Origin of the sequence: Rossellomorea sp. FS2, assembly GCF_047915635.1 — a bacterium.
Lineage (GTDB): Bacteria > Bacillota > Bacilli > Bacillales > Bacillaceae_B > Rossellomorea > Rossellomorea marisflavi_A.
In genome coordinates this window covers 1,740,229-1,753,138 of sequence record NZ_JBLRVS010000001.1, presented here as the reverse complement: position 1 = coordinate 1,753,138, position 12,910 = coordinate 1,740,229, and the positions used below count along the sequence as shown (strand labels likewise).

Annotated in this window: 13 protein-coding genes; 10 read left to right on the top strand and 3 right to left on the bottom strand. The window is 48.6% G+C overall.

What is annotated here, in order from left to right; genetic code table 11:
- Positions 1-37 precede the first annotated feature (37 nt).
- The 3 genes from ACNA6I_RS09115 (at position 38) to ACNA6I_RS09105 (ending at position 1,762) form a co-directional block, all read left to right on the top strand.
- A complete protein-coding gene (locus ACNA6I_RS09115; protein ID WP_048012933.1) occupies positions 38-754 on the top strand; it encodes an EcsC family protein in 717 nt (238 codons plus the stop codon).
- A 7-nt stretch (positions 755-761) separates the two neighbouring features.
- Positions 762-1,277, top strand: a complete 516-nt coding sequence (locus ACNA6I_RS09110; protein ID WP_048012934.1) for a GNAT family N-acetyltransferase — start codon at positions 762-764, stop codon at positions 1,275-1,277.
- A 74-nt stretch (positions 1,278-1,351) separates the two neighbouring features.
- Entirely contained in the window at positions 1,352-1,762 is a 411-nt protein-coding gene (locus ACNA6I_RS09105; RefSeq protein WP_416313185.1) for a DoxX family protein, read from the top strand.
- A gap of 57 nt (positions 1,763-1,819) precedes the next feature.
- Here ACNA6I_RS09105 and ACNA6I_RS09100 read toward each other — a convergent pair whose 3' ends face one another.
- A complete protein-coding gene (locus ACNA6I_RS09100) occupies positions 1,820-3,208 on the bottom strand; it encodes a hypothetical protein (protein ID WP_048012935.1) in 1,389 nt (462 codons plus the stop codon).
- Positions 3,209-3,386: 178 nt separating this feature from the next.
- Positions 3,387-3,890, bottom strand: a complete 504-nt coding sequence (locus tag ACNA6I_RS09095) for an antibiotic biosynthesis monooxygenase family protein (RefSeq protein WP_048004396.1) — start codon at positions 3,888-3,890, stop codon at positions 3,387-3,389.
- Positions 3,891-4,177: 287 nt separating this feature from the next.
- Between ACNA6I_RS09095 and hemE the strand changes: the two genes are divergently transcribed.
- From hemE to ACNA6I_RS09065, 6 genes are all read left to right on the top strand, one after another.
- Entirely contained in the window at positions 4,178-5,209 is a 1,032-nt protein-coding gene (hemE, locus tag ACNA6I_RS09090) for a uroporphyrinogen decarboxylase (RefSeq protein ID WP_048004395.1), read from the top strand.
- Positions 5,210-5,297: 88 nt separating this feature from the next.
- Positions 5,298-6,227: a ferrochelatase gene (gene hemH / locus ACNA6I_RS09085; RefSeq protein WP_048004394.1), complete on the top strand. Its 930-nt coding sequence runs from the start codon at positions 5,298-5,300 to the stop codon at positions 6,225-6,227.
- 94 nt (positions 6,228-6,321) lie between these two features.
- The gene (hemY, locus tag ACNA6I_RS09080) at positions 6,322-7,713 is read left to right on the top strand and encodes a protoporphyrinogen oxidase (protein WP_048004393.1); all 1,392 of its coding nucleotides are present in this window, start codon (positions 6,322-6,324) and stop codon (positions 7,711-7,713) included.
- 132 nt (positions 7,714-7,845) lie between these two features.
- Positions 7,846-8,427, top strand: a complete 582-nt coding sequence (locus tag ACNA6I_RS09075) for a TetR/AcrR family transcriptional regulator (protein ID WP_048004392.1) — start codon at positions 7,846-7,848, stop codon at positions 8,425-8,427.
- A 110-nt stretch (positions 8,428-8,537) separates the two neighbouring features.
- Positions 8,538-10,733: a YhgE/Pip domain-containing protein gene (locus ACNA6I_RS09070; protein ID WP_251526471.1), complete on the top strand. Its 2,196-nt coding sequence runs from the start codon at positions 8,538-8,540 to the stop codon at positions 10,731-10,733.
- Between the two features lie 344 nt (positions 10,734-11,077).
- On the top strand, positions 11,078-11,794 hold the full coding sequence (locus tag ACNA6I_RS09065; RefSeq protein ID WP_148794797.1) for a FixH family protein: 717 nt from the start codon (positions 11,078-11,080) through the stop codon (positions 11,792-11,794).
- A gap of 63 nt (positions 11,795-11,857) precedes the next feature.
- Here ACNA6I_RS09065 and yhfH read toward each other — a convergent pair whose 3' ends face one another.
- Positions 11,858-11,992 carry a protein YhfH gene (gene yhfH / locus ACNA6I_RS09060; protein WP_079515781.1) on the bottom strand — a complete coding sequence of 45 codons (135 nt, stop codon included), beginning with the start codon at positions 11,990-11,992 and terminating at the stop codon, positions 11,858-11,860.
- 185 nt (positions 11,993-12,177) lie between these two features.
- Between yhfH and ACNA6I_RS09055 the strand changes: the two genes are divergently transcribed.
- Positions 12,178-12,909 carry an MBL fold metallo-hydrolase gene (locus tag ACNA6I_RS09055; RefSeq protein WP_159129538.1) on the top strand — a complete coding sequence of 244 codons (732 nt, stop codon included), beginning with the start codon at positions 12,178-12,180 and terminating at the stop codon, positions 12,907-12,909.
- Position 12,910 lies beyond the last annotated feature (1 nt).

Genomic DNA, 12,910 nt, shown 5'->3' with positions numbered 1-12,910 from the left:
CATGACCCGACCGTATAGTTAACCATCATGAGGAGGGATGAACGTGGAAAAAGAACGGGAAGAGCTCGATATGTGGAAACGCCGATTCACCCGTAAATCATCCAGGTTCCAGAGAGTATCAAAGAAGGCTCAGACGAAAATGAATACGTGGATCCCAGAGAAGGCCCATAACCTGATAACCGAAAGCATCAGGCGCATGGTGGAAATCACGCTGAACAACGGAGGCTGGTTGCCGATGAATCCCGTGACTGAAAAAGGGAATCTTCAGGAAAGGGAAGAAAGCATGAAAGCGCGCCTTGAGTTTTACAGGAAGACGGCAACCGTTGAAGGTGCAGGTACCGGTGCAGGCGGGCTCTTCCTGGGCATGGCGGATTTCCCACTGTTACTATCAATAAAGATGAAGTTCCTTACAGAATGCTCCATCATTCATGGCTACGATGCAAAAGCCTATGAAGAGAGAATGTTCCTCCTGTATGTATTCCAACTGGCGTTTTCGAGTGACGAGCATAAGCGGGAGACCTTGAGCGTGATCGAAGGCTGGGATACTGAGAAGGAAAGGGTCAAAGACTTGGACTGGCGTATATTCCAGCAGGAATACAGGGACCACATCGATTTAATCAAAATGCTCCAGCTTGTACCCGGGATCGGTGCAGTGGTCGGCGCTTACGCAAATTATCAGCTTCTCGATCAGCTTGGGGAGACGGCGAAATTTGCTTATCGGATCCGTTATTTCAGCGAGCTTGAAAAGGGGTGAGGAACAGATGACAGTCAGTTTGCGCCCTTTTCAGCCTGAAGATGTGTCAATCATCAAGAGACTTGCCGGAGATAAGGTGCTGGCAGATACAATCGGTTTGCCGCATCCATATGAACTCTTTCATGCAAAGGAGTGGATCAACACCCATCCATCCCTGGTTGAAGCCGGTAAGGAGTATAACTTTGCAATCGTCTTTCAATCCGAGATCGTTGGTACGATTGTGATCAGACGGAATAATGAGCACAATGCAGGAGAATTGGGGTACTGGGTCGGCAGGGAATTCTGGGGACGGGGCCATGCCACTTCAGCGATGGAGACGATCCTGTCATTCGGTTTCCGTGACCTTGCCCTGAATCGTATGTGGGCGATGGTACGTGACTCCAATAAAGGTTCGAGGAATGTCCTGGAGAAAACGGGATTCGTGGAAGAGGCAAGGCTGCGCCAGGCACGCAGGCGTGGCTGCGATTTCGAAGACTGCCTGCTTTATGCAATCACCAGAAGGGATTACCATTCAATTGAATGAATGGTAATCCCTTCTTTTGTCTTTCGCTGAGCGAAATACATATAGTATGATGGAGGGGAAAGGTGGGGAAACGTGTGTCACGTCGAAAAAAAGTATTGAGATGGTTCGGTCTCGTTCTATTCTCTTTCTTCTTCATTGCAGCGGGAGTATTCCATTTCATAGAGGCCCAAGGCTTTGCGCGGATGATCCCTTCGTTCCTTCCTCTGAAGGAGGAGGCGGTCTACCTGACGGGGATACTCGAGTTCATACTCGCCATCCTCCTTCTCATTCCGAAGATGAGGAGAAAAACCGGTATCGTAACGGCCGTCTATTTGGTCTTGATCTTTCCTGCCAATATCTATGCTGCCGTCAAAGGCATTCCCGCCCCCGGATCGGAAGAAGCAAACGCTCCCCTGCTTTGGGTGAGGCTCCTCTTCCAGCCGCTCTTGATCTGGTGGGTTCTAGCTGTCAGCAAGGTGGAAAAGAATCGCAGCTTTTATTCATAAGAAGATATCAAAAATGCGCCCCGGGAGCACAATCTGCTTTCCGGGGCGCATTTCGTATTACATAAAGAACATGGCTGCAATCGTTGTTACGACTAACCCGATGGTGACCGGGAGAAGGTTGCGACGTGCGAGTTCGAAAGGGTCAACCCCGCAAATCGCCGCTGCAGGAATCAGAGCCCATGGAACAAGTGTCCCGCCACCGACCCAGATGGCTGCAATCTGTCCAAGGGCTGTGAGGGTCGCAATGCCAGATCCAATACTGTCGGCAAATAGGGAGGCAATGGACCCAACGAGGGAAATACCCGAAAACCCCGAACCATCAAGACCGGTTATGGCACCTACGGCTGTCAGTGTAACGGCACCTATTGCTTGAGAAATCGGTACGACAGCTGACAACGCAGCCCCCAAATCATTGACGATACCGTGTGAGGTTTGCGGCAGGTGATTACCGATGATGGCATTAAACCCTGAGTCACCGAGGTAAAAGAACGCTGCGATGGGAATGACGGGACCGAACACTTTGAAACCGAACTGGAATCCGTCAATGAGGAACCCGGTGGTTCTTGACAAACCTTCTCCTTTGAATGCTGCAAGGGAGATGATAAGAACGATGAACATGGCGGTACCGCCAATCAATGCAGTGGCATCTCCTCCTTGAAGATTGAAAACAGACATCGCCACCACATTCAGGATGAAAGCAGCGGGAATCAGGATGGCGATGATCCGTCTCAAGACGGGAGAGAGAGAGGATGACGTGTCCGTTTCGTTAAACAGCAACGGTGAAGTCTCCACCTTCAGTTTTCCCTGTTTCATATCCCTCTTCAGGAAAATGAAGGCCGTCACGGTCGTGACCACCCCCATGATCATGACCAGAGGGATACTGGCAGAAATGACATCTCCGATGGGGATGCCTGCTGCATCCGAAGTGAGTTTCGGTGCGGCCTGTATGACAAAGTCCCCGGAAAGGGCAATCCCGTGTCCGAAAAGGTTCATGGCCATGGCAATTCCGAGAGCCGGAAGCCCCACCCTGAGGGCGACAGGAACAAGTACGGCTCCGAGTAGGGCGACAGCCGGAGATGGCCAAAAAAACCAGGATATGAACATCATGACGAGACCGATCGTCCAGTAGGCAAGGGTTGGGGTACGGATGAATGAAGCGAATGGTTTGATCATCACGTCATTGATACCGGTTGAGGTCAAACTCCTGCTCATGGCGACAATGATGGAGATGACCAGTATGGTGGGAAGCAGTTCCGTGATCGCATAGATGAAGCTTGAGAAGATCGAACTGATCGACCCGGTCAATGAGCCGGTGGCGACTGCGGCAATGGTGAAGATCCCAAGGATGCAAATGATGGTTGTGTCCTTCCTGAACACCATGAAGGCAATGATCAATCCAATAAATGATAAATAGATCCAATGCAGGGAGGTCAAATCGATCCCCATTAGGAAAACCCCTTTCCATTCTTTCAGGGCAAAAGCCCTGATTTGTAGTAATAAGATATGAAAGGGTAAACCTGTTCGTGCCAGACGTGGTGTCATTTCCTGGGTAATAGGGAGGGATATCGTCCATGCCTGCGCAAATATAAGGAGCCGCCGAAAATCGGCGGCTCCACTTGCACCATCAGATGGTCGTCACATGATATTTTGTCACATAGGATGAACGCGGGAAGATATCTTTCTTATTGTCGATTCCGGATTCAGTGCCGCGTTTGGCATGAGCCTTTTTATACTGATTGGATTCCTGCCAACCAAGGAAGCTCTTTTCATCCTTCCACTGTGTCATGACCACATATGTATCAGAACTTTGGGGTCTCAACACCCTGATTGAGATAAATCCTTCCACTTCTTCCACAAGACCGGCACGATTGGTGAAGCGGTATTCGAATAGAGGGCGCCCTTCGTCCGTTACAGGTATATTGTTGCAAACCACAAAGCCTTCTTCCGTGAGTTCCCCGGATGAATCGAGGATGTCATAGGTGCGGGGGGAACTGAAGACGCTGTCCCCTTCGCTTTCGTGGATCAAAAGTCCATCTTCTCCCTGCATGAGGACCATCTTCTCCCCTGGATGATCGTCTTTGATCGTCTTAAGGAAATCGTGGGTCCCTGTCGTCATATAAATCTTCATGTCCATCACCTCTAGCGATATAGTTACCTTCTATTATACCCTTCCCTAAAACCGTTTGCATGTAACATGAAGAGGGAAATGTTTTATAACACGATGGTGTAGGCGTGAAAATCGGCAATTTTATGACAGTTGGCACGTAAATCTATACTTTCAGACTGAAAACGTCTATAGTAGTGAGGTTGAGAACATCTGCACTTATGAAAACTCTTACATAATCGTTGGAATCAATCTTATTTAGGCTACACTATACATAATGGATGTACGAGGAAAGGTGGACGAACAAGGGTATGAAAGCAATGAATGATACGCTGCTGCGTGCAGCAAGGGGAGAAGAAACGGAGCATACTCCGGTATGGTTCATGAGACAGGCTGGACGTTCCCAGCCAGAATACAGGGCAATCAAAGAGAAATATTCTCTGTTTGAGATCACGCATCAGCCTGAACTCTGCGCATATGTGACGAGACTTCCGGTCGAGCAATATGATGTGGATGCGGCCATCCTTTACAAGGATATCATGTCACCACTGCCATCGATCGGGGTGGATGTAGAGATCAAGACGGGAATCGGTCCAGTCATCGACCAACCGATCCGCTCCATGTCGGATGTGGAGAAACTCGGTGAAATCCATCCGGAAGAGGACGTTCCGTACGTTCTTGATACGATCCGACTGCTGACAACCGAGCAGCTGTCGGTTCCCCTGATCGGATTTGCAGGGGCGCCGTTCACCATGGCAAGCTACATGATCGAGGGAGGTCCATCAAAAAATTATAATAAGACGAAGGCCTTCATGTATGAACAGCCTCAAAGCTGGTTCGCCCTCATGGACAAACTGTCTGACATGACGATCACGTATGGGAAATCACAGATCAAGGCAGGAGCATCGGCGTTCCAGATTTTTGATTCCTGGGTCGGTGCACTGAATGTACAGGATTACCGTTATTTCATAAAGCCTTATATGGAGCGCATCTTCAATGAATTGAAAGAATCCGGTGTTCCCCTAATCCTCTTCGGGGTGGGTGCGAGTCATCTGGCAAGGGAATGGCATGACCTGCCGGTGGACGTCGTCGGTCTGGACTGGAGACTATCCATCAAGGAAGCAAGGGGAATGGGGCTTACGAAGACCCTTATGGGTAATCTTGATCCTGCGATCCTCCTTGCACCATGGGAAGTCATCGAAGAGCGTACAAAAGCGATACTGGATCAAGGCATGGAACTGCCTGGCCATATCTTCAACCTGGGGCACGGAGTGTTCCCTCAGGTGAATCCGGACACATTGAAGAGGCTCGCTGCCTTTGTGCACGACTATAGTTCGAGATAACCGATCTGCCAAGCACTATTTTTGGTATTAATGATACAAACATGGCACAATATTCACAGATAAGTTATCAACTAAGAGGTGAAGAAGTATGTCAAAGAAAAAAATGGGTCTCCTCGTCATGGCCTACGGGACCCCATATAAAGAAGAAGATCTAGAACGGTATTACACGCATATCCGTCACGGAAGGACTCCATCAAGTGAACTTCTTGAAGACCTCCGCAGTCGATATGAAGCAATCGGGGGAATCTCCCCTTTGGCGAAGATCACCCTGGATCAGGCCAAAAGCCTTGAAGAACATTTGAATGGTATTCAGGACAAGATCGAATTCAAGATGTATCTCGGCTTGAAGCATATCGAACCGTTCGTGGAAGATGCTGTCGAACAGATGCATCAAGATGGAATTGAAGAAGCGGTGTCCATCGTACTTGCCCCTCATTTCTCAACCTTCAGTGTGAAGTCCTATAACGGCCGGGCGAAAGAAGCTGCAGAGAAACTTGGAGGACCGGTCATCACTTCTGTTGAAAGCTGGTATGATGAACCGAAATTCATTCAGTACTGGGTGGACCGCGTGAAGGAGACCTATGCAGGCATGTCACCGGAGGAACGTGAATCGGCCGTGCTGATCGTCTCGGCACACAGCCTTCCCCAGCGCATCCTTCAATCAGGGGATCCGTATCCGCAGCAGCTTGAAGACACGGCACGTATGATTGCAGAAGGTGCCGGAGTGAAGGAGTATGCGGTCGGATGGCAGAGTGAAGGCAACACACCGGATCCTTGGATAGGCCCGGATGTACAGGATCTGACAAGGGATCTTCATAAAGAAAAAGGGTACAAAACCTTTGTCTACACTCCCGTCGGATTTGTGTCCGACCACTTGGAAGTACTATACGATAATGACTATGAATGTAAAGTGGTGACGGAAGAAATCGGTGCTGCTTACTATCGCCCGGAAATGCCGAATAGTAAGCCGGAATTCATCGACGCCCTTGCAGACGTTGTAATGAAGCACATTCAGTAGCTCAGGCAGTTGGACTGAGGCAGAAGGAAACCATTCCCGCAGCCCAGTCCTTCTCTGTGTTTTATGATCTTTGAATAAAAGAAGGCGATGAAGTATGGCAGACAGAACGAATAAGCGGGTCGTCGTGATCGGCGGGGGCATCACCGGATTGGCGGCAACCTTTTATCTTCAAAAAGAAGCACGCGAAAAGGGGCTTCCTTATGATGTAAAACTTGTGGAGTCGACGCACAGGGTCGGCGGCAAGGTGCAGACCGTCAAAAGGGATGGGTATGTGATTGAAAAAGGCCCTGATTCTGTTTTCACGACCAATGACTCGATCCTGAAGCTGGCCGGGGAACTGGGGATCAGCGATACATTAGTGACGAATGAGAAAGGGAAGTCCTTTGTGATTGCCGGGGGGGAATTATACCCGATCCCGGGAGGTTCGATCGTAGGGATCCCTACCCAGATCGCGCCTTTTGTAACCACCAATCTTTTCTCCCTCACCGGTAAGATGAGGGCAGCAGCAGATTTCCTCCTGCCACGGTCTCAAATGACAGAGGATCAATCACTCGGTACTTTTTTCAGGAGGAGAATGGGGGATGAAGTGGTGGATCATCTCATTGAACCCCTTCTGACGGGCATTTTTGCAGGGGATATTGATCAGATGAGCCTGATGTCAACCTTTCCCCAATTCTATGAACTAGAACAAAAACATCGCAGTTTGATAGCAGGAATCAAGAAAAACAGCCAGAAAGAGACGTCAGAAGGCGGATTTCTAACCTTTACCGGCGGACTGCAGTCCATGATCGACGCCCTGGAGGCGAAGATTGAACCTGGGACGGTGTACAAGAGCATGAAGGCGACCCATATCCGGAAAGAAGACAAAGGATATTCCGTCACCTTTGCCAATGGAAGCATCGAGTGCGATGCGATCATACTGGCTGCCCCTCACCATGTGGTCCAAAGACTTCTTCCCCAGGAAGAGTATCTGGAGTTTCTGAAAGAAATGCCTGCCACTTCTGTCGCCACCGTTGCCATGGGCTTCGACAATGATGCAATCAAGCAGAAAAGGGACGGCACTGAGTTCCTTGTGTCTAGAAACAGTGATTTTTCCCTCACGGCAGCCGCATGGACGCATCGAAAGTGGCCGCATACGGCACCGACGGGGAAAGCACTGATCAGGAGCTACTTAGGGAAACCAGGGGATGAAGCGATCGTGGACCTTTCAGATGATCAGATCGAGCAGATAGTCATCGAGGATCTGAACAAAATCGTGGAGTTGAAGGCGAAGCCGGAATTCACCATTGTGTCGAGATATAAACAATCCATGCCTCAATATACGGTCGGACACAGGGACCGCATCAGGGAAATGGCAAGAAAGGCGGAGGAATCCATTCCCGGTATCTTCATCACCGGAAGCTCCTTCGAGGGACTGAGCATACCTGACTGTGTTGTGCAGGGGGAAGCGGCAGTGGAAAAGACCCTGCAATTTCTTCAAGATTGATGCGTTAGCCCGAAAGGCCAAATCATGTCGATTTGGCCTTTTTTCTTTTCCTTCTTGCTAATGGTGGGCGTATATGGTAAGGTAATTAACGGCAAGAAATTGACCAAAAATCAAATTTAGTCATTCAGTCATATGGAGGTGAAAACCATCGACCGTAAAAAACAGATCGTGGATGCAGCTACTAAATCTTTTTCGCTATTCGGGTATAAGGCAACGACCATGGACCAGGTTGCAAAGCTTGCGAATGTAGGGAAAGGGACCATCTATACGTTTTTCAGCAACAAAGAAGAGCTGTTCGATGAAATAGCGTTTTCCCTAATGGATGAAATGAAAGGCAGAGCTGAGAAAGCCATCTCTCCTACCGTCACTTTTTCCGAGAATGTTCATAATGCCCTGTTCTCTATGCTAGAATATCGGAAAGAGCATAAGCTCACCATCAAACTTTATCAGGAAGCAAGGGAAATGGGCACGCCTGCTGTCTCCGATGCCCTGCAGAAGTTGGAACAGATGGTGGTGGAGTTCCTGAGTGAGCGGATATCAAGGGCCATCGAGTCAAAAGCGATCAAACCGTGCAACCCCGAGATGACGGCTTTCGTTATGCTGAAGCTTTATGTGGCTCTTATCTTCGATTGGGAGCGCGAACGGGGAGAACTCGATAAAGATGAAATCGCCAATCTTTTTAAGCTTTATTTGATTGAAGGGTTATCTATTTGATAGTCCCTTTCTTTTGGAGTGCAATGACCAAATGAATAATATGGTCATTTATTTTGCGGCCGATATGACCAAATGAATAAAATAGTCAATATGAATGAGAGGGAAGCTACATGTTTAAATCTGCGGGCTCAGAATTTAAAGCCATTTTCAAAAATAAAAAATTATTGATACCGATCATCGCGGTCCTCCTCATACCGGTCATGTACAGCGGTATGTTCCTATGGGCCTTCTGGGATCCATATGAACAGCTGAGCGATCTGCCGGTTGCCATCGTGAATAACGATGAAGGCGCCGACTTCGAGGGGCAGTCACTTGAAATCGGTTCTGAGCTGGTCAAGAAGCTGAAAGACAGTGATCAGTTCGACTTTCACTTTGTAAATGAGAAGGATGGATACAAAAATCTCGAGAAACAGAAATACTATATGCTGGTGGAGATTCCGAAGGACTTCTCAAAGAACGGGACGACATTGCTTGAGGAGCATCCCACAAAGCTTGCGTTGAAGTATGTACCGAATGAAAGCTTCAACTTTTTGTCCGCCCAGATCGGCGAGACTGCAATGAAAGAAATCAAAGCGAGTCTGTCCAAGTCTGTTTCTGAAACATATGCAGAAACGATGTTCGATAAAATCGGAGAGCTTGGAGACGGGTTCAAAACGGCGAGTGATTCCGCCTCTGACATTAATAAGGGGGCAGGAGATCTGGCAAAAGGGGCAGGAAGCCTCAAGGAAAACCTGACAACCCTTGCTGAAAAAAATGTGGAAATGAATAATGGTGTCGAGAAGACCCGCTCAGGTGCCAAGTCTCTGGCTGACGGTTCAAGCGAGCTGTTGGGAGGCATGGGGCAGCTTTCTGAAAACTACGGAAAACTATATAACGGATCCGAGGATATTCAGGCCGGAATCAACAGCCTGTCCTCCGGTTTGGTCCAGAGCAGTGAGGGATTGACCCAGGTGGACCAAGGCCTTCAATCCGCTATCGACAATACGGGAAAACTCCAAACGGGTGCCCAGGAACTAACAGGTAAAATCGGTGAACTGCAGGAAGGGGCGGGCAAGGTGAATACAGGTGCTGAGCAGGTTAACGCCGGTTCGAAGCAGCTGAAGGAACAGTTGACACCACTCCTTGCCACTCTCCCTGCTGAACAGAGAGCCGCTTTGGAAGGGGCATTGAACCAACTGACCGAGGGTACAGCATCCCTTCAACAAGGAACAGGTGCCCTCCAAGAAGGAGCAGGTGCCCTTAAGACGGGAGCGGGTACGCTTGCTTCAGGACTCGGTGCCTTGAATGAAGGACAAAATTCATTGCTTTCTGGGGTGAATCAGCTTGAAAGTGGATCGGCAGCCCTCCAAGAGGGAGCGGGCAAACTTCAGGCCGGCCAAGGCGAGATCATGAGCAATTTCGCGCTCCTCAACGGAAAGCTGAATGAAGCCAAAGACGGGACTCAGCGTCTTGCTGCAGGTGCCGGAGAGTTAAGTGCCGGTATGGATCAGCTGTATGATGGATCAAGCCAACTGACGGAAGGATCCAGACAGCTCGCAGATGGATCAGCTAAGCTGGCGGATGGATCGACTAAACTTTCTGAAGGAACCGGTGAGTACGATGAAAAACTGAAGGAAGCATCGGAAAAAGCCAACAGCGTCAAACCGAATGAAGAAACCGCCGACATGATGGCGGCTCCAGTCGATGTGAAAAATGAAAAGATCAATCATGTACCGAACTATGGTACAGGGTTTACACCTTATTTCCTTTCACTTGGACTATTCGTCGGTGCATTGCTGATCTCAATCGTCTACCCGTTAAGGGAACCTGCAGGCATTCCTTCCAATGGAGGAAGCTGGTTCTTCGGTAAACTCATGGTCCTTGCAACCGTAGGGATCATCCAATCGATTGTAGCAGTCGCCATTCTCCTTTGGGGACTCGGGCTTGAAGTGGAAAGTGTACCGCTGTTCCTTCTATTCTCAGTGGTGACAAGTTTCACATTCCTTGCTCTTATCCAGATGCTTGTGACGATCCTTGGAGATCCGGGACGCTTCGTTGCCATCGTGATCCTGATTCTTCAATTGACTACGAGTGCAGGAACATTCCCGCTGGAACTGATTCCTACCGCTCTTCAGCCGATCAGTGCACTATTGCCGATGACCTATTCGGTGGCAGGGTTCAAGGCGGTCATCTCAAGCGGAGATATGACGGTCATGTGGAATAATCTCGGCATCCTTTGTGGATATGCAGCAGTATTTGCCCTGATCACGTTGACTTTCTTCATCGTGAAGTTCAAAAAACAGGGAGATCAACCTGCAGAAGCATAATAGATAAAGAGTAGGACACATGTGTTCCTGACAAAAAATATCCGGACAATCATTCGCCTTTCTATTGAAATCGAATGAGTTCGGATTTTTTTGTCAATATGTATATGTATCCGATTCAGACTGTTGAATGCCCAAGGCGAACAGAACGACTTTGTCAAACCTATAGGGGAGTATGAAAAATCTCAGATTTTCCTTGATTGAAGCAACAGGGTGCAGGTATGTGAAAGCCTCACTTTCTGACCTTCATAAAATGGACAAATACAGTCCTCCCACTCGGGTGTATACTAGTGGAAGGATCGATTAATACTAGAATGGAAACTATGAAGTAAAGGAGCGGATCGACCATGAAAAAAGCATGGATGATTCTGATTGGTGCTGCCATTATGTTGGCCGCATGCGGTCAAGGAAATGACACGTCGTCGGACGGCGGAGAAATGCAAAAGCCGATCGATGCCCAAATCGATATTCCTAAAGAAGCAGATAAAGGGGAGAAGGTGACCCTAGCCGTTACGGTGACCCAAGATGGTAAAGCAGTGGATGATGCAGGGGAACTTGAATTTGAAGTATGGCCGAAAGACAAAAAAGAAGATAGTAAAATGGTAGAAGCGAAACATGATAAAGAAGGACTTTATAAAGGGGAAACGACATTCGACCAGGATGGTACATATGTTGTGCAGGCCCACGTGACCGCCCGGGATATGCATACAATGCCAAAGGAAGAAATCACGATCGGCAATGGGGGAAATCATGAGCATCACCATGAAGGAAGCGACACCTCCATCCATTTCATGGCACCGGACGAACTGAAGGCATCGTCGGATGAAGTCTTTGCCGTCCATGTGGAAAATGACAAAAAACCATTGACTGGTGCGGATGTAAGGCTTGAGATTTCCCAGGAAGGCGTCGAAAAACATGAATGGATTGACGGAACGGAAAAAGGGAATGGGGAATACGAAGTGAAACACACATTCCCTGAAGCTGGGGAATACATGGTGAAGGTCCATGTAACCAAAGGGGACGAGGTCCACGACCACATCATGGAAACCGTACAGGTCGATTAAGCTCTTGGATAGAACAGAATACATTGAAAGTGGCGCCCATCCAGGGACGCCACTTTTTTTATATCAATACTCGTAGTCCGTCGTACACTTCTCGCAGTATATACCGTAGCATTCGTGCTGTTCTTCAATTTCGTCCCCGCATTGGGCACAAGACTTAGGTGGCAGGTTCCTGAAAAACTCCATAATGTTTTTTACCATGTTCATCATCACCTTCCAGGTTAGTATCCATCCTTATTGTTATATAACTGATGGATCGATTTGTTTTATTGTATTATAACAGTATGAAAAACGTCAACCATTTATTCAAAAATAGGCTGAAAAAATGAAAAACTAGGCACAATGAAGTATAGTATGAGTAGCGCACAACAGAATGGAGGTACACGATGAAACTTACTGTTATCGGGCATTGGGGAGGTTACCCGAAAGCCGGGGAGGCAAGCTCCGGATACATAGTGGAACATGACGGATTCCGATTACTGATCGACTGTGGCAGTGGGGTGCTCTCAAGGCTTCAGACCCATTTCCCTGTCAGTCAGCTTGATGCCGCCATCCTTTCACACTATCACCCCGATCATGTGGCGGATATCGGTGTTCTTCAGCATGCTCTCCTGATCCAGTCTTTTCTTGGAACGAAGAAAAAACTGCCGGTCTATGGACATCGCGAAGACGAGCAGGGATTCCGCTCCCTTGCATATCGGGATGTGATGGAGGGGATCGAATATAAAGGGGACTCAAGCGTTTCAGTCGGCCCCTTTACCATCACCTTCGTGAAGACGCGTCATCCTGCCCCGTGCTATGCCATGAGGATCGAGGCTGGAGGGAAGGTCCTGTATTATACGGGAGACACATCTTTTACTGAATCCCTTATCCCTCTTGCCCATCAGGCTGATCTACTGCTGTGTGAATGTAATTTCTATGGTGGGATGGATGGTTCGGGAGCCGGTCACATGACGAGCATCGATGCAGGGCGACTCGCCCATCATGCCGGTGCTACACGACTTGTCCTGACTCACCTCCCGCATTTCGGAAATCTTCAGCAACTGGTGGATGAAGCAGGAACAGTCTTCAACGGGACCATCGAACTTGCCGCCATGAATAAAGAATGGATCATATAGA

Coding starts and splice junctions, on each gene's coding strand:
- ACNA6I_RS09115 (WP_048012933.1), top strand. CDS start 38: ATGAACGTGGAAAAAGAACGGGAAGAGCTCGATATGTGGAAACGCCGA.
- ACNA6I_RS09110 (WP_048012934.1), top strand. CDS start 762: ATGACAGTCAGTTTGCGCCCTTTTCAGCCTGAAGATGTGTCAATCATC.
- ACNA6I_RS09100 (WP_048012935.1), bottom strand. CDS start 3,208: ATGGGGATCGATTTGACCTCCCTGCATTGGATCTATTTATCATTTATT.
- ACNA6I_RS09095 (WP_048004396.1), bottom strand. CDS start 3,890: ATGAAGATTTATATGACGACAGGGACCCACGATTTCCTTAAGACGATC.
- hemE (WP_048004395.1), top strand. CDS start 4,178: ATGAAAGCAATGAATGATACGCTGCTGCGTGCAGCAAGGGGAGAAGAA.
- hemH (WP_048004394.1), top strand. CDS start 5,298: ATGTCAAAGAAAAAAATGGGTCTCCTCGTCATGGCCTACGGGACCCCA.
- hemY (WP_048004393.1), top strand. CDS start 6,322: ATGGCAGACAGAACGAATAAGCGGGTCGTCGTGATCGGCGGGGGCATC.
- ACNA6I_RS09075 (WP_048004392.1), top strand. CDS start 7,846: ATGGAGGTGAAAACCATCGACCGTAAAAAACAGATCGTGGATGCAGCT.
- ACNA6I_RS09070 (WP_251526471.1), top strand. CDS start 8,538: ATGTTTAAATCTGCGGGCTCAGAATTTAAAGCCATTTTCAAAAATAAA.
- ACNA6I_RS09065 (WP_148794797.1), top strand. CDS start 11,078: ATGAAAAAAGCATGGATGATTCTGATTGGTGCTGCCATTATGTTGGCC.
- yhfH (WP_079515781.1), bottom strand. CDS start 11,992: ATGGTAAAAAACATTATGGAGTTTTTCAGGAACCTGCCACCTAAGTCT.
- ACNA6I_RS09055 (WP_159129538.1), top strand. CDS start 12,178: ATGAAACTTACTGTTATCGGGCATTGGGGAGGTTACCCGAAAGCCGGG.